Source organism: Arthrobacter sp. AG1021 (genome assembly GCF_003633665.1).
Classification (GTDB): domain Bacteria; phylum Actinomycetota; class Actinomycetes; order Actinomycetales; family Micrococcaceae; genus Glutamicibacter; species Glutamicibacter soli.
Genome location: NZ_RBLB01000006.1, coordinates 720,994 through 744,248 on the forward strand (window position 1 = coordinate 720,994; position 23,255 = coordinate 744,248).

A 23,255-nucleotide genomic window follows, 5' to 3' on the forward strand; every position below is an offset into this window, starting at 1 on the left:
TAGGCTCGGAATACGACATCCAATCTATGAAACGGAGCGTTGCATGACCGACCTGGATTTTGTCAGCCTCGACCAGAAATCAACGGTAGCTCCATATCAGCAGGTGCGCGAGCAGATTCTGACGGCCATCTCCGATGGCAGGCTCGCCCCGGGAACCAAGCTTCCCTCGGTGCGCGCGCTCGCCGGATCGCTGGGCCTTGCAGTGAACACTGTCGCCAAGGTCTACAAGGAGCTGGAGCTGCAGGGTGCGGTCGCCACCCGCGGCAGGCACGGGACGGTAGTCCAGGCCGCGGAGGACCGCGGGGACCAGGAAGTCAGCGACGCCGCCGCCGACCTGGCGCGGATCTCGCAGATGTGGAACGTGGACGAGGAGACCGCGGTGAAGTACCTGCGCGCCGCCTTCAGCTCGCTGCCCAAATAATCCGCACCCGCGAAGTGCCGCGGAATTCTCGGCCCGGTCCCTTCAGGCGGATGGCGCTGCGGGTGGAGTCACCGTCAACGAATATCTGCCTGCGGGAAGCTTCGACGGCATCCGTCCCGCACGCAGCGCGCCGAGCAGCTCGACGGGGTCCATGGTGAAGTCGACCAGTTGCTCGCGGCCGGTCATGATCGCCTGGTTGGCGGCCAGCTCGAATGCCGAGACCTGGGCAAGATGCGGTACCTCGGACCCGAGCGAACCGGACAGCGCCCATTCGATGAATTTGCGCGCCTCATTCGAAGCCATCTGCTCCGACGGGGTGCATGCCCAGAAGTCATCCAGCACCTGATCCACGCGGGCGGCGCCGAGCGTGAGCAGCAGCAGGCGCGTGGTCAGGGGCAGTGCGTCGGCGACCTTTCCGGCCCTGGCGGCGGAAATCAACTTGCGGATGACCCCGGCGCCGTCATCCCCGGCCAGTGATTCGGCGAAACCCGGAGCGGTGTGTTGGTGCGGCAGCAGGACCGAAGCCAGCGCTTCCTCCCATTGGCCGGGCGCAGGCAGCACCGGGCCCGGACGGGCTCCCGCTCGGCGCGGACCCGGAACCGGTGCCTCGGAAACCGCCGTGCCGCGCAGCTGCCACAGTTTCCGCAATTGCGCGAACTGGTCGATCAGCGCATCATCGGTGATGCCGTAGGCCAGCAGAAACTGGGGCATGATCTCGAAGGTGATGGCCTTCAGATTCGGCAGCCGGGGCACCACCTGCCGGGCAATGTCCATCAGTTCCGGGTCGACGAGCCCGCTATGCGCGTCGACCCAGTACCCGCCGTATTCCTGTCCGCCTGCCAGGTGCATTTCGATGACCCGCTCCAGCGGCAGCTGGTTGACCACCTCGCAGATGGGCTGGCGGCCATTGCGTTCGTTGGCCCAGAGATTGTGCAGGTCCAGGAGGATCCCGCAATCGGCCTGATCGGCGACGGAGCGGAAGAACTCGCCGTCCGGCATTTCGCCGGGCAAGGGCTTGAGATAGTTGACCCCGGTTTCGACGGCGAGCGGCACCGGCAGGTGGCGCTTCAGGAAGCGGATGTTGTCCACCGCGCAAGCCACCGACTCGGGGGACTGGATCGGAGGAAGCAGGAAACCCATGTCGATCTCGCCGCCGGCTTGCCGCAGCCGATTGAAACTCAGGTGCTCGCTGGCCCACGGGGCGCCCAATCGGATAATGCTGCGCACGAATGCATCAACCTGGTCAGGGTCCGGTGGGCAGGTTCCTCCGACGGGGAAGCCGACACCGTGGGCCAGGCAGGTCTGCGGAGCCTCGGCGAGGTGGCTGAACACCGCTTCATCCAGCATGTACCCATGCGTGTCGGGCCCGGGCTGGAACCAGAAGGCCTGCGGTTCCAGTTCGAGCACGTCCACGCCGTTGTCCGTCCGGGAGAGCACCCCGTCGAGGGCAGGCCAGTAGATCACTCCGACGCCGAGCTCGGGCAGAGCGGTGAGCGGAATCAAGCCAGCTCGTCCATCGGGCGGACAACAAGATCCTCATCGACCATGAACCTCCGGGCGAGATCGAAACGGATGTCGAAGCCCGAGCAGCAGGCGGGGCAGCCGAGCCGTCCCAGCACCTCGCGCTGGATTTTCTGCATCTGGTCCAAGTCGTACATCGCCGTGGCGGGAACCGTCACCCTGATGGTTTTGTCATCCAGCAATACCGATCGGTTCAGTCGTTCCATCGCAGTCTCCTGGTTTTCGAAGTGGGCGGGCTGCGCAAAGCGCTATCCGCGGGAGTTGCTGCGGCACTCCTGGAACTCATGATGCGTGGCAGTCCATTACCCACGTATTACTGGGTACCTCTCACCAATGTTTTCCGGCTGTGGAAAACCCTCCACGGAATTTTCTGCAGCCCATAGGCTGTGCGAACCAACCCAACGGAAGATTCGGGAGCACACCATGAACCACACTGCTGAAATCCGGTTGAAACTGCCCACCGCCGTCGCAGCCTACCTGCTGGTCGGCCTGCTGGCCGGTTGCACGGCACCGCCTGCGCAGCCCGAGCCCCCGGCGGTCGACCGCAGTGCGCAACCGGTCTCCCTCGCCTGGAGCAGCAAGGAGAACGTCGTCTCGGAAATCCAGGTCGAAGAGCAGCTTGGTTTGGCCATCGCCTATGTTGAACGCCAGCGCCAGCTGACGCTGGTGGCCCGGGAGCTCGCGGACGGTTCGTTGCGCTGGAAGCGCGAGGCATCGGTGGGGCACAACCCCGGGGGCATGAGGATGAGGCTGCCGGTGTTCGAGCACAACGGACTCCGGATGGCGGCGTTTGTTGAATCGGTGAAGGGGAAATCCGAACGGCTGGCGGTCATTGACCTCGCTACCGGGAAGAACACCTCGGCGAGTATTGAGGTTGACTTCATGGCTAACCGACCCGATGAATGCGACGGGACCTGGTGCGTCGAAGGTGACAGGAAATCCGGAGAACCGGTGAACATGCGCTACGACATGGAGAAGGGCCGCTGGAAGCAGCTCACCGGGAGGACCTTCCCACACCGAAAGAGAATCCGGACGACCGCTTCGTCGGCGAGGGCCTCTCGTCGTCGTCGCAGCGCGGGCCCGGGGAGGAAATGCTCAGCTACGCGCGGGACGGCAAGATCCTGTGGAGCGTGCCCTACGAACAGGTCTTCGACTCGTACTACTCCACGGACAACGGGTGGGAATGGACTACATTCGAGGAACCGCAACAGATCTTCGTCGGCCATGGTTCCCGGATGGACTACCAATACCACCCCGAAGGCGATGACTACGTGCAGGATTGGAACAAGGACGCCATGATGGTCGGGATCGACCCAGCCACCGGAAAACGCCGGTGGGCGGTGCCCGGCGCGGATCAGGACTGCTCCGGAATCGTCGAGACCCGCCAAGCCCAGACGCGCAGCACCTTTGTCACCTGCAGATTCCACCAGGCGTTGGTCACGGTGCATCCGTCCACCGGCAAGCGCGGGGCGCTCACTGGGCTCGAATGGGACGTTGCAGGCATCGACGCGGCCACCGGCAAGGAGCGCTGGGCGTATGACATGCCCGGATACGAGAAAGCTGTGGAACTGGCCGAGGCCAACAACAGGATCCTCGGCGACCAGAAATACGTGATCGTCCCCCTGGCGTCGGGATTCGCCGCCGTGGACAGCTCGACCGGAGAAAAGCTCGAACTCTCCCACGTCCTTGGTGACACCGTATTGTGCACCAGCGACCGCGATTCGGTGGAAGTCAGGCGCATTGACGGATACGAGCAGACGGCCTACCTGGGGGTGCCGCAGACGGGCAACCATGCACCCGTGACACGCAGAAGGCCACGAAGGACCTTCCGCTGTATGCGGAGTTCCAGCGCACAGGCAAGGACCAGCAGCGGATCGCGGTGCTCCCGGAGCGTACGGGCATGGTCGCGTACCGCATGCCCGAGGAATAGTTCTCTGGGCGACCAACTCCGAGGGACGTTTTTCTGAGAGCAAACCCTGTGCCAGCTGGGATGCCCTCCCAGAAACCAGGCCTAGAATCACGTCTCATGACTACAGAATCCGCTCGGGTCGCCTCAACGCGGCCTGCCATCCCAGTGCTCATCGCCCTGGGCCTCATGGCGCTGTCACTGCCGGCATTTATAGTCCGCGAACAGCTGTACACAGCGGTCACCGCGGCGGCCGGTTCCTCCCCGGCACTCACCCTGCTGGCGGTGTTCTTCGCCGACGCGGCGTTGCTGCTGCTGGTCTTGTTCACCGCCGGGCTGGCCGTATGGTCATGGTTCAGGGACCGGGCGGCGTTCGCGAGGCTGGTGCTGGGAGGCCTGGGAGTGATCCTCGCCTACGCCGCAAGCAGCACGCTCAAGCTGATCCTGACCGAGGCGCGGCCCTGCCAGAGCATTCACGTGGCCATTGCGGAAACCTGCCCGCCGCACGGGGACTGGTCCTGGCCTTCGAACCACTCGGTGCTCGCCGCCGCCTTCGCGACCGCCTGCGCCTTGGCCATCGTGCGGCTGCGCTGGTACCTGGCCGCCACGGCCCTGCTCATCGCTGTGGCGCGGGTGGGAGTCGGCGCGCACTACCCGCACGACGTGCTGTTCGGTCTTGGCCTGGGCATGCTGGTGGTCCTCGTTGTGTTCAATTTCCTCCCGCGACTTGTCCGTCGCCTGCCCGGAACCGCGCGGATCGCCCAGCAGGCCGGCGGGCACTGAGCCCGCCCGGTGCGGGGGATCGCACGGCGCTCGCCGGTCGACGGTGCGGCCTTTGGCGATTTGCATGTGAGTTGCGTCAGAGTTCACACTCATTCGAAGCAATTTTCGATTAGTATTGCTTCGTGGCTATTACTGCAGAGAGCAAGAAAACTGATCTGACGCGCCTGGTCGTGAAGGGCGCGCGCGAGCACAACCTGAAGAACGTGGACATCGATCTGCCGCGCGACGCGATGATTGTCTTCACCGGCCTGTCCGGGTCCGGCAAGTCCTCCCTCGCGTTCGACACCATCTTCGCCGAGGGCCAGCGACGTTATGTCGAGTCGCTCTCTGCCTACGCGCGAATGTTCCTGGGCCAGGTCGACAAGCCGGACGTGGACTTCATCGAGGGCCTGTCCCCGGCGGTGTCCATCGACCAGAAGTCCACTAGCCGCAACCCGCGTTCCACTGTCGGCACCATCACCGAGGTCTACGACTACATGCGTCTGCTCTGGGCGCGCGTGGGCCGGCCGCACTGCCCGGAATGCGGCGAGCCGATTTCCAAGCAGACCCCGCAGCAGATCGTGGACCAGCTCATGGAGCTGCCCGAGCGAACCCGCTTCCAGATCCTGGCTCCCGTGGTCCGCGCCCGCAAGGGCGAATTCGTCGACCTGTTCGCGGAGCTGTCAGCCAAGGGCTTCTCCCGCGCCCGCGTGGACGGGCAGACCATCCAGCTGACCGATCCGCCGAAGCTGGCCAAGCAGGTCAAGCACACCATCGAGGTGGTTGTCGACCGCCTGGCCATGAAGGAGGAGGTCCGCCAGCGGCTGACCGACTCCATCGAGACCGCGCTGGGCATCGCCGACGGCCGCGTGCTGGCCGACTTCGTGGACCTGGAGGACGACGACCCGAAGCGCATCCGCTCTTTCTCCGAGAACCTCGCCTGCCCGAACGAGCACCCGCTGGCCATCGACGAGATCGAGCCGCGCACCTTCTCCTTCAACAACCCCTTCGGCGCCTGCGCCGCCTGCTCCGGCATCGGCACCAAGCTGGAGGTGGACGAGCACCTGATCGTCCCCGACGACGAGGTGACCCTCAGTGAGGGCGCAATCGCCCCGTGGTCGCTGGGCAAGGCCACCACCGAGTACTGGAACCGGCTGATCGAGGGCTTGGGCAAGGACCTGGGCTTCAGCATGGACACCCGCTGGAAAGACCTTCCCGCCGCAGCCCGCCAGGCCATCCTGAACGGCAAGGACCACAAGGTCGTGGTGCAGTACAAGAACCGCTTCGGCCGCGAACGCAAGTACTCGACCGGCTTCGAGGGCGTCATCTCCTACGTGCACCGCAAGCACCAGGAAACCGAATCGGACCACGCACGCGACCGCTACGAGCAGTACATGCGCCAGATCCCGTGCCCGACCTGCGGCGGCGCCCGGCTGAACCCGGCCTCGCTGTCGGTGCTGGTGGGCGGCAAGTCCATCGCCGAGGTCTCCGCCATGGACCTGCGCAGCGCCGCCGAGTTCCTGACCACCCTGGAACTGAGCAACCGCGAGGCGCAGATCGCGGTGCAGGTGCTCAAGGAAATCGGCGCCCGCATGAAGTTCCTGCTGGACGTGGGCCTGGAATACCTGACCCTTGAACGCGCGGCCGGCACGCTGTCCGGCGGCGAAGCCCAGCGCATCCGCCTGGCCACCCAGATCGGCTCCGGCCTGGTGGGTGTGCTCTACGTGCTCGACGAGCCGTCCATCGGCCTGCACCAGCGCGACAACCGACGGCTGATCGAGACCCTGCTGCACCTGCGTTCGCTGGGCAACACCCTGATCGTGGTGGAGCACGACGAGGACACCATCGCCGAGGCGGACTGGATCGTTGACATCGGCCCTGGCGCGGGCGAGCACGGCGGCGAAGTGGTGCACTCCGGCTCCGTGGAGGGGCTGAAGGAGAACACCCGTTCGCTGACCGGCGACTACCTTTCGGGCCGCAAGCAGATCGAGATCCCGTCCAAGCGCCGCAAGGTGGACAAGGACCGCAAGCTCAAGGTCGTCGGCGCCAGCGAGAACAACCTGCAGAACGTCAGCGTCGAGTTCCCTCTGGGCGTGCTGACCGCGGTGACCGGCGTGTCCGGCTCGGGCAAGTCGACCCTGGTCAACGACATCCTCTACAAGGTGCTGGCGAACAAGCTCAACGGCGCGAAGCAGGTCCCCGGCCGGCACACCCGCGTGCAGGGCTTGGAGCACCTGGACAAGGTGGTCCACGTGGACCAGTCGCCGATCGGCCGCACCCCGCGCTCCAACCCTGCCACCTACACCGGCGTGTTCGACAACATCCGCAAGCTGTTCGCGGAGACCAACGAGGCGAAGCTTCGCGGCTACCAGCCGGGCCGCTTCTCCTTCAACGTCAAGGGCGGACGCTGCGAGGCCTGCTCGGGCGACGGCACGCTGAAGATCGAGATGAACTTCCTGCCGGACGTCTACGTGCCCTGCGAGGTTTGCCACGGGGCGCGCTACAACCGCGAAACCCTGCAGGTGCTCTACAAGGGCAAGAACATCGCGGACGTGCTGGACATGCCGATTGCGGAGGGCGCCGAGTTCTTCAGCGCCTTCACCCCGATCGCCCGCCATCTGAAAACCCTGGTGGACGTGGGCCTGGGCTATGTCCGCCTGGGCCAGCCGGCCACCACGCTCTCCGGTGGCGAAGCGCAGCGCGTGAAGCTTGCCGCGGAGCTGCAGAAACGCTCCAACGGCCGCTCCATCTACGTGCTGGACGAGCCGACCACCGGCCTGCACTTCGAGGACATCCGCAAGCTGCTGCTGGTGCTGCAGGGGCTGGTGGACAAGGGCAACACCGTGCTGACCATCGAGCACAACCTGGATGTCATCAAGTCCGCCGACTGGGTCATCGATCTGGGACCGGAAGGCGGTTCGGGCGGCGGCACCATCATGGCCACCGGCACCCCGGAGAAGGTCGCGAAGGTCGCCGAATCGCACACCGGACGGTTCCTGGCCGAAATCCTCTAGCCCGGGGGCGCCGCGAGCGGCGAACCCGGGGGGAACGGGCGCGGGTATATTCGATTTCAGTTATGGATTATTTACCCGCGTCCGCTTCATGGGATGATGTCCTAGTGAATATGTCGGTAACCAGCGTGCTCTTTGATCTGGACGGGACCCTCGTGGACCCTGCAGGGTCCATAACCTCGGGAATCCGCCATGCCCTGGTAGCCCATGGGCTTCCGGATCCCGGCGAGGAAAAAATCGAAGCGTTGGTCGGCCCGCCGCTGCAGATCGGGCTGCGCACCCTGGACGGTGTCACCGACGCGAATATCGACTCGGTGATCGCCGCCTACCGGGCCCGATACTCGGAGGTCGGCATGCGTCAGTCGGTGGTCTACCCGGGCATGCGTACGCTGCTGGACGGGCTTCGCGCCGCCGGCATCCACACCGCGGTCACCACCGCCAAGCCGCTGCCCATCGCCCGCGAGCTGATCGAGGCGCAGTCCCTGGCCGGCAGCTTGGATGCGGTGCACGGGAACACCAGCGAAGGCGGATCCCACGGATCGAGCAAGGCGCACATCGTGGCCGCCGCGTTGAAGCACGCGGATCTGGATCCGTCGCGTAGCGTGGTGGTGGGGGACCGGCACTACGACCTGGACGCCGCGCGCGCGAACGGCGTGAAGTCCATCGGCGTGCGCTGGGGCTTCGCCCAGGGCGACGAGCTGGACGCCGCCGACTACCGGGTCTCCACCGCGGTCGAACTGGCGCAGCTGCTGCTGGGCAGGGACGGCGCGGCCGAATTGAACTTTGAAGAACTGATGCAGGAAGGTGCACGGTAGATGAGCATCTACACCATGACGCGATCCTCGATCCGCGGCATCATCCACGGCATCTGCCGCGCCGAGGTCACCGGCCTGGAGAACGTGCCCAAGGAGGGCGGCTTCATCGTCGCCTCCAACCACTTGTCCTTCTTCGACTCGCTGATCATCCAGGCGCTGACGCCGCGCGATGTCGCATTCTTCGCGAAGGCCGAATACTTCACCACGCCCGGAGTGAAGGGCAAGCTGATGAAGTCCTTCTTCGAGTCGGTAGGATCCATCCCGGTCCAGCGCGGCGAGCAGGCCGCCTCCGTGGCGGCCCTGGATTCGCTGGTGGAGATCATCGAGGGCGGTTCCGGCATCGGCATCTACCCGGAGGGCACCCGTTCGCGCGACGGCAGGCTGTACCGCGGCCGCACCGGGGTGGGTTGGCTGGCGCTGACCACCGGCGTGCCGGTGGTCCCGGTCGGGCTGATCGGCACCGAGAAGCTGCAGCCCGCGGGCACCAAGGGCTTCCGCCCGGCCAAGTTCCACATCCACTACGGCGAGCCGCTGTACTTCGACAAGCTCGGACGCAAGCACCCGCTGCCGCAGCGCCGCCTGGCCACCGATAGGATCGTCGACGCGATTGCCGAGCTTTCCGGCCAGGACCGCGTGGACTCCTACAACCAGCTGCCCCCGGACGCCAAGTAAGCCATGGCCGATCCCGCCAGCTACCGTCCGAAAACCTCGGACATCCCCACCAGGCCGGGCGTGTATCGCTTCCGCGACGAGCACGGCCGGGTCATCTACGTGGGCAAGGCCAAGATCCTGCGCAGCCGGCTGCTGTCCTACTTCGCCAAGCCCGAGCGGCTCACGCCCAAGACCCGCACCATGGTGTTCACCGCCGCGAGCGTCGAGTGGACCGTGGTGGGCTCGGAGCTGGAGGCGCTGCAGCTGGAGTACACCTGGATCAAGGAGTACAACCCGCGCTTCAACATCGTCTTCCGCGACGACAAGTCCTACCCCTACCTGGCCGTGACCATGGACGAGAAGTTCCCGCGCGCCTTGGTGATGCGCGGGGACAAGCGCAAGGGCGTGAAGTACTTCGGCCCGTTCTACCCGGCCAAGGCCATCCGCGAAACCCTTGACACGCTGCTGCGCGTCTTCCCGGTGCGCAGCTGCGCCCCCGGGGTGTTCAAGCGCGCGCAGGCCTCGGGCCGCCCGTGCCTGCTGGGATACATCGACAAGTGCGCCGCGCCCTGCGTAGGGCGCATCAGCGAGGAAGACCACCGGGCGCTGGCCGATGACCTGTGCACCTTCATGGGCGGGGAGGCCACCCGCTTCACCAAGGCGCTGACCGCCAAGATGCAGGAAGCCGTAGCCCAGCTCGAATACGAGCAGGCGGCCCGCTACCGCGACGACATCGCGGCGCTGAACAAGGTCTTCGAGCGCAATGCGGTGGTGCTGGCGGACAACACCGACGCGGACATCTTCGGCATCCACGGGGACGAGCTGGAAGCCGCGGTGCAGGTGTTCCACGTGCGCGACGGGCGCATCCGCTCCCAGCGCGGCTGGGTCGTGGAGAAGGTCACCGACACTACCGACGGGGAATTCGTCGAGCAGCTGCTCACCCAGGTCTACGCGGACCACGCCGACCGCATCCCGCGCGAGATCCTGGTGCCGACGCTGCCCGAGGACGTGGACGACGTCACGCAGTGGCTCTCCGAGCTGCGCGGCTCGCGGGTCTCGCTGCGCGTGGCCCAGCGCGGGGACAAGGCCGCGCTGGCCGGCACTGTGGTGGAAAACGCCGAGCAGGCGCTGCGCCTGCACAAGTCCAAGCGCGCAGGCGACATCACCACCCGCTCGCTGGCCATGCAGGAGCTGCAGGACGCGCTGGGCGCCGAGCAGGCGCTGCTGCGCATCGAATGCTACGACGCCTCGCACACCCAGGGCACCAACGTGGTCGCCTCGATGGTCGTGTTCGAGGACGGACTGCCCAAGAAGAGCGAATACCGCAAGTTCTCCATCACCGGGGAAGCCGCGCGCGACGATACCGCCAGCATGTACGACGTGATCCACCGCCGCTTCAGCCGCTACCTGAAGGAAAAGGTGGACCCGCTGGTGCTCGCCGGCGGCGAGGTGGAGCCCGGCACCGCCGAGGTGAAGAAGTTCGCCTACCCGCCCTCGCTGGTGATCGTCGACGGCGGCCCGCCCCAGGTCGCCGCCGCCCAGAAGGCCCTGGACGACCTGGGCATCGACGACATCCCCGTCGTCGGCCTGGCCAAGCGCCTGGAAGAGCTGTGGCTGCCGGATGACCCGTTCCCGCTGATCCTGCCGCGTGCCTCCGCCGCCCTGTACCTGGTGCAGCGGCTGCGCGACGAGGCGCACCGCTTCGCGATCACCTTCCACCGGGCCAAGCGCGGCAAGTCGATGCTCGCATCCGAGCTGGATGCCGTGCCGGGGCTGGGCAAGGCCAAGCAGGAAGCGCTGCGCAAGCATTTCGGCTCCATGAAGAAGATCCGCGCCGCCAGCGTGGAGGAGCTGCTCGAAGTGCCGGGTGTGGGCCCGAAGCTGGCGCAAACCATCAAGGATTCGCTTCAAGGCGCGTCACCGGGCGCGGTAAACATGACTACCGGAGAAATTCTGGACTAGCCTTGAAGTATGAGCGCTGAGTATGAAGCCGTAAAGCCCCCGGAGTCCGAGCTGGTGATCGTTACCGGCATGTCAGGTGCCGGTCGCACGACTGTTGCCCACGCCCTGGAGGACCAGGACTGGTATGTGGTGGAGAACCTGCCGCCGGCCATGCTCGGACCCCTGACCGAGCTGATGAGCCGCTCGCAGGGATCCATCCCGCGCATGGCCGTGGTGATGGACGTGCGCTCCAAGGACATGTTCCCGGAGATCCGCGACGCGCTGGCCAATCTGACGGCCAGCGGCGTCAAGTACCGCCTGGTCTACCTCGACGCCAGCGATGAGGTGCTGGTGCGCCGCTTCGAGCAGGGACGACGCCCGCACCCGCTGCAGGGCGACGGGCGCATCGTCGACGGCATCCAGCGCGAACGCGAAATCACCCGCGAGCTGCGCGACGCCGCGGAGATCATCCTGGATTCCTCCTCCATGTCGGTGCACGACCTGGCCCGCTCGGTCAACGAGCTGTTCAGCGAGTCCGGACCGATCATCCTGCGTATCAACGTGATGAGCTTCGGCTTCAAGTACGGCCTGCCCACCGACGCCAACTACGTGGCCGACGTGCGCTTCATCCCGAACCCGCACTGGGTGCCGGAGCTGCGCCCGCAGACCGGCCGCGACAAGGAAGTCTCGGACTACGTGCTCTCGCAGACCGGAACCAGCGAATTCATCGAGAACTACCTCAAGGCGCTGGAGCCCGTCTTCGAAGGCTACCGCCGTGAGAACAAGCACTACGCGACGATCGCCGTGGGCTGCACCGGCGGCAAGCACCGTTCGGTGGCCACCAGCATCGAGCTAGGCCGCCGGCTTGCCCAGCTGCCCAACGTCCGCGTCAACGTCAGCCACCGAGACCTGGGACGCGAGTAGGGGTTATGGCTTTCGCTACCGGCCCCATCCCGATCCAGGGCCTGAACCGCAGCGACGACTACCGCAACCCGTCGGTCGTCGCCCTGGGCGGCGGACACGGCCTGTCCGCGTCGTTGTCCGCGCTGCGCCGGCTGTCCACCGACCTCACTGCCGTGGTGACCGTCGCCGACGACGGCGGCAGCTCCGGACGCCTGCGCAATTCCTTCGACGTGCTGCCCCCGGGCGACTTGCGCATGGCGCTGGCCGCCTTGTGCGACGACAACGACTGGGGCCGCACCTGGCGCGATGTCATGCAGCACCGCTTCGAGTCGCTGGAGAACGCTGACGAGCCGCTCAACGGCCACGCCGTGGGCAATCTGCTGATCCTGGCGCTCTGGGAGCTGCTGGACAGCCCGGTGGCGGGCCTGCGTTGGGCTGGCGCCCTGCTCGGGGCTCGCGGCCAGGTGCTGCCGATGAGCACGGTGCCGCTGTCCATCCACGGCGAGGTGCTGGAGGCCGACTCGGCCACCGATACGCTGGTGCGCCGACGCATCGAAGGCCAGGCGAAGATCGCCAAGGCGGGGCACGGGGGACTGGTCACCAACGTGAGCCTTGATCCGCCCGATGCGCCGGCCTGCGCCGAAGCCCTGGAAGCCATCGAACTGGCCGACTGGGTGGTCCTGGGCCCCGGCTCCTGGTACACCTCGGTGCTGCCGCACCTGCTGCTTCCCGACATGCGCCAGGCCATTGCCAGCACCACTGCCAAGCGGCTGCTGACCATGAACCTGGACCTGGAAACCGCCGAAACTTCCGGACTGGATGCCGCGGCGCACCTGGAGGTGCTCAGCCGCTACGCCCCGGAGGTGAAATTCGACGCCATTCTGGCCGACGAATCGCTGGTGAACAACAAGGAGCGATTTGAGCTGGCAGCGCAAAAACTCGGTGCCCGGACCTTTTTTAGTAGAGTAGGAGTATCTGACGGTCGTGCAGTGCACGACCCGTTGCGTCTAGCGGCGGCCTATCACGAGGTGTTTACCGCAATCGGATCCTAGGAAGGATCCATGTAAGGGAGTTTGATTCATGGCATTGACGGCTTCCGTCAAAGACGAGCTGTCGCGGGTGGAAATTCGCAAGCCTTCGGTCCGCAAGGCCGAAGTCTCTACCATGCTGCGCTTCAGCGGAGGATTGCATATCGTCTCCGGGCGAATTGTCATCGAAGCTGAAGTGGACCTGGCTGCGACCGCCCGCCGCTTGAAGATTGCCATTGGCGAGCTGTACGGCCACGATGCCGAGATCGTCATGGTGTCCGGATCGGGGATCCGCAAGGGCAGCCGCTACATCGTGCGCGTTTCCAAGGACGGCGAAGTCCTGGCCCGCCAGACCGGCTTGCTCGACCAGCGCGGCCGCCCGGTGCGTGGCCTGCCCTCGGTGATCGTCAACGGCTCGACGGCAGACGCCGAGGCCGTGTGGCGCGGTGCGTTCCTGTCCCACGGTTCGCTCACCGAACCCGGACGCAGTTCCGCCCTGGAAATCACCTGCCCGGGCCCCGAAGCAGCGCTGGCCCTAGTGGGCGCGGCGCGCCGCCTGGGGCTGACCGTCAAGGCCCGCGAGGTGCGCGGCGTGGACCGCGTGGTGATCCGCGACGGCGACGCCATCGCCCAGCTGCTGACCCGCATGGGCGCGCACGATGCGCTCATGGTCTGGGAAGAGCGCCGCATGCGCAAGGAAGTGCGCGCCACGGCCAACCGCCTGGCGAACTTCGACGACGCCAACCTGCGCCGCAGCGCGCAGGCCGCGGTGGCCGCCGGTGCGCGAGTTGAGCGCGCCATCGAGATTCTGGGTGACGAGGTGCCAGAGCACCTGCGTTACGCCGGACTGCTGCGCCTGGAGCACAAACAGGCGTCGCTGGATGAGCTCGGCCGCATGGCTGAACCACCCATGACCAAGGACGCGATTGCCGGCCGGATCCGCCGCCTTTTGGCGATGGCCGATAAAAAAGCCAGTGATCTGGGAATACCCGGCACCGAGTCCAGCGTTCCAGTAGATGAACTGGAACAGTAAAGTGTCCCCGCGGTAATCCTTTCCGCGGAGATTCATCCAATTGAACAGATTGAGGAGAATCATGGCTGTCTATTCGCTGCCAGAACTGCAGTACGACTACGCTGCCCTTGAGCCGAACATCTCGGCTCGCATCATGGAGCTGCACCACTCGAAGCACCACGCAACCTACGTTGCCGGCGCCAACTCGGCACTGCAGCAGCTGGCTGAGGCTCGCGAAAAGGGCGAGTTCGGCAACATCCCAAAGCTGTCCAAGGATCTGGCCTTCCACCTCGGCGGCCACACCAACCACTCGATCTTCTGGAACAACCTGTCCCCAGAAGGCGGCGACAAGCCTGAGGGCGAGCTGGCTGCCGCGATCGACGACTTCTTCGGTTCCTTCGATGCATTCCGCGGTCACTTCACCGCGTCGGCCATGAGCCTGCAGGGCTCCGGCTGGGCAGTCCTGGCATACGATGCAATCGGCGGCCAGCTGGTCATCGAGCAGCTCTACGATCAGCAGGGCAACGTCCCAGTGGCAACCATCCCGCTGCTGATGCTGGACATGTGGGAGCACGCCTTCTACCTGGACTACGTCAACGTCAAGGCCGACTACGTCAAGGCCTTCTGGAACATCGTGAACTGGGCCGACGTCCAGGCTCGCTTCGAGGCTGCCCGCAACGGCGCCGCCGGGCTGATCGTTCCAGGCAAGTAAACTGACTTATTCGGTAAGTTAGCTCACATTCAGCGCTGAGATGGCGTAGGATGTTTAAGTGTGTGGTGGATCCCGGCATCAGCCGGGATCCGCATGCACGGCACAACGGAGTGTCCTCTTTAAAGTAGGCCACTTCCGTAAGATTGCGGTCGTGGCATCATTTTCCCATTTAGAGGAGATAGTCACGTGACAACCCGTGTTGGAATCAATGGTTTCGGTCGTATCGGACGCAACTTCCTGCGTGCGGTCCTTGCCCACAAGGCGGACATCGATATCGTCGCCGTGAACGACCTTGGTTCAATCGATTCGCTTGCTCACCTGGTGAAGTTCGATTCCGTCCTCGGCCCGCTGGGCGAGCCGGTTTCCGTCTACGGCGACGAGATCGTCATCGGCGAACGCCGCATCAAGGTCCTGTCCGAGCGCAAGCCAGGCAACCTGCCATGGCGCGACCTGAACGTAGACATCGTCATCGAGTCCACCGGCCTGTTCACCAAGGCCGACGACGCCCGCCACCACATCGAAGCCGGCGCCAAGAAGGTCATCATCTCTGCCCCCGCCAAGCATGAGGACATCACCATCGTGATGGGTGTCAACCAGGACAAGTACGATCCGGCCAGCCACGCCATCATCTCGAACGCTTCGTGCACCACGAACTGCCTGGCCCCGGTGGCCAAGGTGCTCAACGACGAATTCGGCATTGTCGACGGCTTGATGACCACCATCCACGCCTACACCGCCGACCAGCGGCTGCAGGACGCCCCGCACCGCGACCCTCGTCGCGCCCGTGCCGCGGCGCTGAACATGATCCCGACCTCCACCGGCGCCGCCAAGGCCATCGGCGTGGTGCTTCCGGAGCTGAAGGGCAAGCTCAACGGCTACGCCATGCGCGTGCCGGTTCCCACCGGCTCGGCCACCGACCTGACCGTCAACCTGGCCCGCACCGCCACCGTGGAAGAGGTCAACGCGGCCTTCGAAAAGGCGGCCAGCGAGGGCAAGCTGTCCAAGTACCTCGAATACTCGACCGACCCGCTGGTTTCCACCGACATTGTGACGAACCCGCATTCGGCGATTTTCGATTCCGGGCTGACCACCGTGATCGGCAACAGCGTGAAGGTTGTGGCTTGGTACGACAACGAGTGGGGATACACCTCACGCCTTGTTGACCTTGTCGAATTCGTGGGTTCCAGCCTCTAGTCGATAACCTAGAGACATGACTTCACATACTCTCGACGAATTGCTCGCTGACAACGGTGTCCGCGGACGCTACGTACTGGTCCGCAGCGACCTGAACGTACCGCTCGACGGAGCCACCGTGACCGATGACGGCCGTGTCCGCGCTTCGCTGCCGGTCATTTCCAAGCTGGCCGATGCCGGCGCCAAGGTCATCGTGATGGCCCACCTGGGCCGTCCGAAGGGCCAGTTCGACCCGAAATACTCCATCGCTCCGGCGGCCAAGCGCCTGAACGAGCTGGCTGACTTCGACGTCACCGTGGCATCCGACGTCGTGGGCCCCTCGGCCCGCGAGGCGGCTGCCGGACTGGCCGACGGCTCGGTCCTGGTGCTGGAAAACGTCCGCTTCGACGCCCGCGAGACCTCCAAGATCGACGCGGAGCGTGTCGAGCTGGCCAAGGAACTGGCCGCGCTGACCGGCCCCGACGGCGCCTACGTCAACGACGCCTTCGGTGCAGTGCACCGCAAGCACGCTTCGGTGTACGACATCGCCGCACTGCTGCCGAGCTACCAGGGCGACCTGGTCGCGACCGAGGTCCAGGTCCTCAAGACCCTGACCGAAGCACCCAAGCGCCCCTACGTGGTCGTGTTGGGCGGTTCGAAGGTCTCGGACAAGCTGGCGGTCATCGACAACCTGATCGGCAAAGCCGACCAGCTGCTCATCGGCGGCGGCATGGCGTTCACCTTCCTTAAGGCCCAGGGTCATAACATCGGCGGCTCGCTGCTTGAAGAAGACCAGATCGCCGTGTGCCAGGAGTACCTGCAGCGCGCCGAGAAGCTCGTCTGCGACATCATCCTCCCGGTTGACGTCGTGGTGGCCGACAAGTTCGGCGCCGACGCAGCCCACGAGGTGCTGGACGCCGACAAGATCGAGGAAGCCAGCTTCGGCTCCAACGGCCTGGGCCTGGACATCGGCCCGAAGTCCGCGGAGAAGTTCGCCAGCTACATCACCGGCGCCAACACCGTGTTCTGGAACGGCCCGATGGGTGTCTTTGAGATCCCTGCGTTCGCCGAGGGCACCCGTACCGTCGCGCAGGCACTGGCCGGTTCGGAGGCGTTCAGCGTGGTAGGCGGCGGCGACTCTGCCGCGGCCGTGCGCGCGCTGGGCTTCTCCGAGGACGACTTCGGACATATCTCCACCGGCGGCGGCGCCTCCCTGGAGTACCTTGAAGGCAAGACCCTCCCGGGTGTTGCCGCACTGGAAGGCTAATTAATGACCATTTCGCAGAACGGCGCCTTTGTGCGCCAGCCGCTGATCGCCGGCAACTGGAAGATGAACATGGACCATGTCCAGGGCATCACCCTTGTCCAGAAGCTGGCGTGGACGCTGAAGGACCACGAGCACGACTACGATCGTGCAGAGGTTGCGGTCTTCCCGCCCTTCACCGACATCCGCGGTGTGCAGACCCTGACCCTGGGCGACAAGCTGGATCTTGTCTACGGTGCGCAGGATCTGTCCGCTCACGATTCGGGCGCCTACACCGGCGAGATTTCCGGGCAGTTCCTGAAGAAGCTGGGCTGCACCTACGTGCTGGTCGGCCACTCGGAACGACGCGAGTACCACAACGAAACCAACGAGGTCATCGCCTCGAAGCTCGCGGCGGCCTACCGCCACGAAGTGACCCCGGTTCTCTGCGTGGGCGAAGGCCTGGAAGTCCGCAAGGCAGGAGAGCATGTAGCCTTCACCCTTGAGCAGCTGAACGAATCCCTGGCGGGCGTGAGCGCCGAGCAGGCCGAAAACCTGGTCATCGCCTACGAGCCGGTCTGGGCCATCGGCACCGGCGAGGTCGCGGGACCGGCTGACGCGCAGGAACTGTGCGCGGCGATCCGCGGGGCACTGGCCGAGCGCTTCGGCGAGGACATCGCGCAAAAGACCCGACTGCTCTACGGCGGCAGCGTCAAGGCCTCGAATGCGGCTGCGATCATGCGTGAACGCGACGTCGACGGCGTGTTGGTTGGCGGAGCCAGCCTCGACGCCGAAGAATTTGCTAATATTGTACGGTTCGAGCATCATCTCGTTACCGACTGAATCTAACTAAGGAACCGTCGTCTTGGATATTATCAAGATCATTTTGCAGGTCCTGCTGGGCATTACCAGTGTCTTGCTGACCCTCCTGATTCTCCTTCACAAGGGTAAGGGTGGCGGTATGTCCGACATGTTCGGCGGCGGCATGACCAGTTCGATGGGTTCTTCGGGGGTCGCAGAGCGAAACCTGAACCGCATCACCATCATCCTTGGCCTGATCTGGGGCGCAGTCATCATTGGCTTGGCCCTGGTGATGAGATTCAATATCGAGGCATAGTCTTCGGCATCGCATCGCGTGCAATCGGTGGGCATCTTCCGCATACTTGTGGAAGATGCCTACCGATTTTTTAATCGCCCGAGGACCAGCATGAGTTCGGACCAGCAGCTGGAGACCGAACCCGCCGATCGCGCCAACGCCGGCTGGATGGCCGGTTTCGGAATCGTCGCCATGGCGCTCGGGGTGGCTTTGGTGATGCTGTTCACGGAGCGGGACTCCCTGACGGCCGACGGCACGCTCGCTGTTGCAAACGCCACCCGGACCGAATCCTTGGGCCCGCTGCTGGCAAGCATCATCGCCCCGCTGCTTATTTTCAGCGGCCTGGCGTTGGTCATGTCCTCGTCGCTCTTTGCACGCAAGATCCCCGGGCTCTTCTAGGACTTCAAGACAGGACCACGTGGAACTCATCAGCGTCATCCCGTTCATGGCGGGGCTCCTGGTCGTCACCGTGGTTGCAGCCGTTCTAGCGCCCTCGATGCGCGAGGGCCGACTGCCGCGGAACACCGCGATCGGAATCAAGACGAGGCATACGCTCGCCAGCGATGCGGCGTGGCTGCGCGGCCATGCAGCCGGCGCGCCGGTGCTGAAGGCAGCTGCCCGCTGCGGCTGGGCGGTGCTGCTCACCGGTGCAGCATTGTGCCTGCTGCAGCTGGCCGGGTGGGCCTTCGCCGTGACGGCCATCGGCTATTTTGCAGTCACCTGCCTGGCCTTGCTCTCTGCGAGCAGGGCGAATGCCGCGGCCAAGAACATGGCCGCCGCGCCGCCTGCCGATCTGCAGCAGCGGTAGCTGCTAGTTCGTGCCTGCGCGAAGCGCCTCGGCCAGCTCCACGACGCGCTGCGCGGTGCCCCAGGACAGCGTGACTCCGGCGCCGCCGTGCCCGTAGGCCGCGATCACCGGCAGCGGGTGGTCTGCAACGTGCTCCAGCCGGATGGTCTCTCGCGCCGGGCGCAGACCGACCTTGTGCTCCAGGACCTCCAGGCCTTCCAGCTCCGGCACCAGCTTGGCAGCGCGCTCCAGGATGTCGACGGAGGTCTGCGGCTCGACCTCGCGGTTCCAGTCGTTCGCGGTGTCGGTGCCGCCGACGATGATGTCCTCGCGCCGGGGGATGATGTAGCTGACGCCTTGCGGGTAGTCGTCGTCGCACAGCCACTGCGTCAATTTCTTCGTGTTGGCCAGGCGCACCACCTGCCCGCGGATCGGGTAGACGGTCTCATCGTCGCCCAGCAGCTCGCCGCCGCGCAGGCCCGCAGCCAGCACCACCAGATCCGCTTCGTCCTTGAGCTCCGCCAGATCGCCAACGGTGCGCTTTTCGAACTTCACGCCCAGCGCTTCGACCTGGCCGCGCAGCCAGCCGAGGTAGGTGCTCATGGTGATGATCGGCACCGTCGCCCAGACGCCCGCGTGGGCACCGTCCGGCAGATCCGCTGGGGATGCTTCCTCGGTGCCGGCGACGATGCGGGTCCAGCTGCGGTCCGCGCCCGGCAAGTGGTCCACGTTCAGGCCGCGGCGCAAGTCGATGCCGGTCTCGGGGTTTTCCGAGAGCTGCTCGAAGCGGGCCAGCGAATCCGCCAGCAGCTGGTCGGCGGCCGGGGAGTTCTCCGAGTGGTAGGGGAACCAGATGGCCGCGGCGACCGAGGAGACGCACTCGTGCAGTTCCTGGTCGTAGGCGACGGTGACCTGGTGCCCGGCGGCGGCCAGCTCGTGGGCCGCGGACAGGCCGATGACGCCGGCGCCGATCACGGTGATGCTCAGGGCAGTGCTGGGCATGGGGGAGTCCTTTCGGGAAAAGCAAAGGCCGATGCCGCCAACAGCTGGTGTTGGCGGCATCGGCGGATAACGCGTTTTAGAGCAGCGTGGCGGCGGAGCGGTCCACAAGCCAGCGGGTGGCCTGCGTTCCCTGCACCGCGCTGGCGGGCACGGCGGCTTCGTTGACCTCGTGCTGCGCGGCGGCCAAGGCCGGAGCCTTCTCCGCCCCGGCCACCAGCAGCCAGACCTCGCGGGCCGAGTTGATGGTGCCCATGGTCAGCGACACGCGGTGCGGCGGCGGCTTGGGGGAGTCGTGGATCGCAATCGCTCCCAGCTCGGCAGACCTGGTGTGGTTCGGGAACAGGGATGCCACGTGCGAATCCGGGCCCATGCCCAGCATCAGCACGTCGAAGGCGGGGCTGGCGGCGCCTTCCGGAGCCTCCTGGGCCAGCAGGGCCGTGTAGGCGGCCGCCGCGTCCTCGGCGCAGTCGTACTGGTCGGTGGAGCCCATGGCGTGCACGGTCTCGCGGTCCAGTCCCAGCTGGTCAAGAGCCGCGAACAGCACCTCCGCCTGTCCGGCATTGCGGTCCGCCGAATCGGCGGGGACAAAGCGCTCGTCGCCCCACCAGAAGTGCACCTTCGACCAGTCCACGCTCACGCGGGCGGGATTCTCCGCCACGGCGGCCAGCGCGGCGATGCCCAGCGAGCCGCCGGTCAGCACCACGTGCGCCACCCCGCGGGCGGCAATGGCGTCGGCGATCGAGGTGACCAGCCGGGCGGCGATGCCGTGCGCGGTGGCTGCCAGGTCCTCGTGGATGACGATCTGTCTAGCGATCACTTGAACGGATGCTCCTCAGGTTGGTCAGGGCCAGGCCGCGGGTGATGACCTCGCCGAAGACGTCGTCCGCATCCAGGCGGCGCATCTCCTCGGCCAGGCATTCGGCCACCGAGCGGCGCGGCAGCGAGATGCGCTGCGGAGCGGAGCCCGGCAGGTACAGATGAGCCACGGGACCCGAGGGGCGGGAGAGTTCCACGTCGCCGCCCTCGCGGGAGAGCCGCACCGAGGACAGGCCCGCGGTGGACTTGTCAGCGGCGATGGTGACCGGCACGTCGAGGCACATGGTCAGCCAGGCTGCCAGCAGCGTGGTGGAGGGGGAGTTCTCCGAACCCTTCACGGTGATGCTGGTCAGGCCCTCGGTGCCCACCAGATCGATGATGCTCGCCAGCTGGGCGCGCCACAGGGTCAGGCGGGTCCAGGCCAGGTCGGTGTCGCCGGCGCGGTAGGTCGCCACGCGGCTGAACAGCGCCGCGGTGGGGTCCTTCGTCTCGCCGGAGTCGGTGATGCGGCGGTGCGCGATCTTGCCCAGCGCGGTGGCGGCCGGGTCGACCGGCACACCGTGCGGCCACCAGGCCACGATCGGCGCGTCGGGCAGCAGCAGCGCGGAGATCAGCGCCTCGTCGGCCTCCATGTCCGGGCCGTGCGTGCGCATCACGATGACCTCCGAGGCGCCGGCGTCGCCGCCCACGCGGATCTGCACGTCCAGGCGGTTCTCGCCCTGCGCGGAGCCGCGCACCACCACGATGATGCGGCAGGGGTGCTCGCGGCTTGCGAGGTTGGCGGCCTCGATGGCGTTCTCCGCGAAGCCCTCGCGGGTGATGACCACCAGGGTCAGCACGCGGGAGAGCGCCACCACGCCGTGGGTGCGGCGCGAGGAGATCAGCTTCTTGGCGACCTTGGAAGTGGTCGTGTTGGGAAGTTCGATCATCATGGGCGTCGCCACGTCCTTCCATCCTTGGCCATCAGTTCGTCGCTGCTGGCGGGGCCCCAGGAACCAGGGGCGTAGGGGTCCGGCTGCTCGGGCTGGGCCGCCCAATACTCCTCGAAGGGATCCAGGATGCGCCAGGACTGCTCGACCTCTTCATGGCGCGGGAACAGCGGAGGCTCGCCCAGCAACACGTCCAGGATCAGGCGCTCGTAGGCCTCCGGGGAAGACTCGGTGAACGCGTTGCCGTAGCCGAAGTCCATGGTCACGTCGCGGATCTCCATCTGGGTGCCGGGCACCTTGGAGGAGAAGCGGATGGTCGCGCCTTCGTCTGGCTGCACCCGGATCACGAACGCGTTCTGCCCGAACTCGTCGTCCTTGTGGTCGGTGAACAGCAGGTTCGGGGCCTTCTTGAACACCACCGCGATCTCGGTGACGCGCCGTCCCAGGCGCTTGCCGGCGCGCAGGTAGAACGGCACCCCGTCCCAGCGGCGGGTGTTGATGTTCAGCCTGATCGCCGCGTAGGTCTCGGTCTTGGACTTGGGATTGAAGCCCTCCTCGTCAAGGAAGCCGACAACCTCCTCGCCGCCCTGCCAGCCGGAGGTGTACTGGCCGCGCGCCGAAGCCGCGCCCAGGTCCTGCGGCAGCTTGACCGCTGCGAGCACCTTTTCCTTCTCGCTGCGCAGGTGGTCCGCGTCGAAGCTGATGGGCTCCTCCATCGCAGTCAGCGCCAGCAGCTGCAACAGGTGGTTCTGGATCACGTCGCGGGCCGCGCCCACGCCGTCGTAGTAGCTCGCGCGCCCGCCGATGCCGATGTCCTCGGCCATGGTGATCTGCACGTGGTCCACGTACTTGTTGTTCCACAAAGGCTCGAACATCTGGTTGCCGAAGCGCAGCGCCAGCAGGTTCTGCACCGTCTCCTTGCCCAGGTAGTGGTCGATGCGGAATACGGCGTCCGGCGGGAACACCGACTCGACGATCTCGTTCAGCTCGCGCGCGCTGGCCAGGTCGTGGCCGAAGGGCTTCTCGATGACCACGCGCTCCCAGCCCTCGTTGGCGTCGTTGGCCAGCTTGTGCTCGGAGAGCTTTTCGCAGACCACGTCGAACCAGCTGGGCGGGATGGACAGGTAGAACGCGTGGTTGCGTCCGGTGGAGCGGGTCTCTGCCAGCTCGTCCAGGGTGGCGGAGAGCTGCTCGTAGGCGTCGTCGTCGTCGAAGGCGCCGGAGATGAAGCGCATGCCGGAGGCCAGTTGCGCGAACACCGTCTCGTTGAACGGGGTGCGGGAGCTGGCCAGGATCCATTCGCGCGCCTGGGCGGCGAAGTCCTGCGCGGACCAGTCGCGGCGGCCGAAGCCGACGATGGCGAAGTTCGGGGGCAGCAGGCCGCGGCTGGCGAGGTCGTAGACCGCCGGCATCAGCTTCTTGCGGGCAAGGTCGCCGGTGATTCCGAAGAACACCAGCGCGCCCGGACCGGCGATGCGGTTAAGCCGCCGGTCGCGGGCGTCGCGTAGTGGATTGTTCATCTGCGG

General features: G+C 65.9%; 24 protein-coding genes. 17 read left to right on the top strand and 7 right to left on the bottom strand.

Annotated elements, in window-relative coordinates; all coding sequences use genetic code 11:
- The first annotated feature begins 43 nt into the window (after positions 1-43).
- Positions 44-421, top strand: coding sequence for a GntR family transcriptional regulator (locus DFO58_RS03570; RefSeq protein ID WP_047119357.1), 378 nt, complete (start codon positions 44-46; stop codon positions 419-421).
- Positions 422-463: 42 nt separating this feature from the next.
- Here the strand turns inward: DFO58_RS03570 and DFO58_RS03575 are convergent, their stop codons facing one another.
- The 3 genes from DFO58_RS03575 to DFO58_RS18100 form a co-directional block, all read right to left on the bottom strand.
- Positions 464-1,924: a DUF692 family multinuclear iron-containing protein gene (locus tag DFO58_RS03575; protein WP_120989293.1), complete on the bottom strand. Its 1,461-nt coding sequence runs from the start codon at positions 1,922-1,924 to the stop codon at positions 464-466.
- Positions 1,921-2,148: a hypothetical protein gene (locus DFO58_RS03580; protein ID WP_047119356.1), complete on the bottom strand. Its 228-nt coding sequence runs from the start codon at positions 2,146-2,148 to the stop codon at positions 1,921-1,923. Before DFO58_RS03580 ends, DFO58_RS03575 begins: the two co-directional genes overlap by 4 nt.
- 429 nt (positions 2,149-2,577) lie before the next feature.
- Positions 2,578-2,826: a hypothetical protein gene (locus tag DFO58_RS18100; protein WP_147407178.1), complete on the bottom strand. Its 249-nt coding sequence runs from the start codon at positions 2,824-2,826 to the stop codon at positions 2,578-2,580.
- Between the two features lie 207 nt (positions 2,827-3,033).
- Here DFO58_RS18100 and DFO58_RS03590 point away from each other — a divergent pair, with 207 nt between their 5' ends.
- The 16 genes from DFO58_RS03590 to DFO58_RS03665 all read left to right on the top strand — a co-directional run bounded on the left by DFO58_RS03590 (position 3,034) and on the right by DFO58_RS03665 (position 19,003).
- Positions 3,034-3,909, top strand: coding sequence for a PQQ-binding-like beta-propeller repeat protein (locus DFO58_RS03590; protein WP_120989295.1), 876 nt, complete (start codon positions 3,034-3,036; stop codon positions 3,907-3,909).
- 59 nt (positions 3,910-3,968) lie between these two features.
- Positions 3,969-4,631 (top strand): phosphatase PAP2 family protein, encoded by a 663-nt coding sequence (locus DFO58_RS03595; protein ID WP_183043092.1) that lies wholly within the window; start codon positions 3,969-3,971, stop codon positions 4,629-4,631.
- Positions 4,632-4,753: 122 nt separating this feature from the next.
- A complete protein-coding gene (gene uvrA, locus DFO58_RS03600; RefSeq protein ID WP_047119354.1) occupies positions 4,754-7,624 on the top strand; it encodes an excinuclease ABC subunit UvrA in 2,871 nt (956 codons plus the stop codon).
- 110 nt (positions 7,625-7,734) lie between these two features.
- A complete protein-coding gene (locus DFO58_RS03605; RefSeq protein ID WP_047119353.1) occupies positions 7,735-8,436 on the top strand; it encodes an HAD hydrolase-like protein in 702 nt (233 codons plus the stop codon).
- Positions 8,437-9,108 carry a lysophospholipid acyltransferase family protein gene (locus DFO58_RS03610; protein WP_047119352.1) on the top strand — a complete coding sequence of 224 codons (672 nt, stop codon included), beginning with the start codon at positions 8,437-8,439 and terminating at the stop codon, positions 9,106-9,108.
- A 3-nt stretch (positions 9,109-9,111) separates the two neighbouring features.
- Positions 9,112-11,049 (top strand): excinuclease ABC subunit UvrC, encoded by a 1,938-nt coding sequence (gene uvrC, locus DFO58_RS03615; protein WP_047119351.1) that lies wholly within the window; start codon positions 9,112-9,114, stop codon positions 11,047-11,049.
- A gap of 9 nt (positions 11,050-11,058) precedes the next feature.
- Positions 11,059-11,952 (top strand): RNase adapter RapZ, encoded by an 894-nt coding sequence (gene rapZ, locus DFO58_RS03620; RefSeq protein ID WP_047119350.1) that lies wholly within the window; start codon positions 11,059-11,061, stop codon positions 11,950-11,952.
- A 5-nt stretch (positions 11,953-11,957) separates the two neighbouring features.
- Positions 11,958-12,983, top strand: a complete 1,026-nt coding sequence (gene yvcK / locus DFO58_RS03625; RefSeq protein WP_047119349.1) for a uridine diphosphate-N-acetylglucosamine-binding protein YvcK — start codon at positions 11,958-11,960, stop codon at positions 12,981-12,983.
- Positions 12,984-13,011: 28 nt separating this feature from the next.
- A complete protein-coding gene (gene whiA, locus DFO58_RS03630) occupies positions 13,012-13,992 on the top strand; it encodes a DNA-binding protein WhiA (protein ID WP_047119348.1) in 981 nt (326 codons plus the stop codon).
- A 61-nt stretch (positions 13,993-14,053) separates the two neighbouring features.
- Entirely contained in the window at positions 14,054-14,683 is a 630-nt protein-coding gene (locus DFO58_RS03635; RefSeq protein ID WP_120989297.1) for a superoxide dismutase, read from the top strand.
- 186 nt (positions 14,684-14,869) lie between these two features.
- A complete protein-coding gene (gene gap, locus DFO58_RS03640) occupies positions 14,870-15,877 on the top strand; it encodes a type I glyceraldehyde-3-phosphate dehydrogenase (protein WP_053798301.1) in 1,008 nt (335 codons plus the stop codon).
- Positions 15,878-15,893: 16 nt separating this feature from the next.
- On the top strand, positions 15,894-17,123 hold the full coding sequence (locus DFO58_RS03645) for a phosphoglycerate kinase (RefSeq protein WP_047119345.1): 1,230 nt from the start codon (positions 15,894-15,896) through the stop codon (positions 17,121-17,123).
- Between the two features lie 3 nt (positions 17,124-17,126).
- Positions 17,127-17,942: a triose-phosphate isomerase gene (tpiA, locus tag DFO58_RS03650; RefSeq protein WP_047119344.1), complete on the top strand. Its 816-nt coding sequence runs from the start codon at positions 17,127-17,129 to the stop codon at positions 17,940-17,942.
- Positions 17,943-17,964: 22 nt separating this feature from the next.
- Positions 17,965-18,216, top strand: a complete 252-nt coding sequence (secG, locus tag DFO58_RS03655; protein ID WP_047119343.1) for a preprotein translocase subunit SecG — start codon at positions 17,965-17,967, stop codon at positions 18,214-18,216.
- 90 nt (positions 18,217-18,306) lie between these two features.
- The gene (locus DFO58_RS03660; RefSeq protein WP_053798300.1) at positions 18,307-18,594 is read left to right on the top strand and encodes a hypothetical protein; all 288 of its coding nucleotides are present in this window, start codon (positions 18,307-18,309) and stop codon (positions 18,592-18,594) included.
- Positions 18,595-18,613: 19 nt separating this feature from the next.
- The gene (locus DFO58_RS03665; RefSeq protein WP_120989298.1) at positions 18,614-19,003 is read left to right on the top strand and encodes an SdpI family protein; all 390 of its coding nucleotides are present in this window, start codon (positions 18,614-18,616) and stop codon (positions 19,001-19,003) included.
- 3 nt (positions 19,004-19,006) lie between these two features.
- Here the strand turns inward: DFO58_RS03665 and DFO58_RS03670 are convergent, their stop codons facing one another.
- From DFO58_RS03670 to zwf, 4 genes are all read right to left on the bottom strand, one after another.
- A complete protein-coding gene (locus tag DFO58_RS03670) occupies positions 19,007-19,984 on the bottom strand; it encodes an FAD-dependent oxidoreductase (protein WP_120989299.1) in 978 nt (325 codons plus the stop codon).
- A gap of 76 nt (positions 19,985-20,060) precedes the next feature.
- The gene (pgl, locus tag DFO58_RS03675) at positions 20,061-20,801 is read right to left on the bottom strand and encodes a 6-phosphogluconolactonase (RefSeq protein WP_120989300.1); all 741 of its coding nucleotides are present in this window, start codon (positions 20,799-20,801) and stop codon (positions 20,061-20,063) included.
- A complete protein-coding gene (locus DFO58_RS03680; RefSeq protein ID WP_047119339.1) occupies positions 20,791-21,732 on the bottom strand; it encodes a glucose-6-phosphate dehydrogenase assembly protein OpcA in 942 nt (313 codons plus the stop codon). The genes pgl and DFO58_RS03680 overlap by 11 nt, the downstream gene beginning before the upstream one ends.
- Positions 21,729-23,249: a glucose-6-phosphate dehydrogenase gene (gene zwf / locus DFO58_RS03685; RefSeq protein WP_120989301.1), complete on the bottom strand. Its 1,521-nt coding sequence runs from the start codon at positions 23,247-23,249 to the stop codon at positions 21,729-21,731. The genes DFO58_RS03680 and zwf overlap by 4 nt, the downstream gene beginning before the upstream one ends.
- Positions 23,250-23,255: the final 6 nt, after the last annotated feature.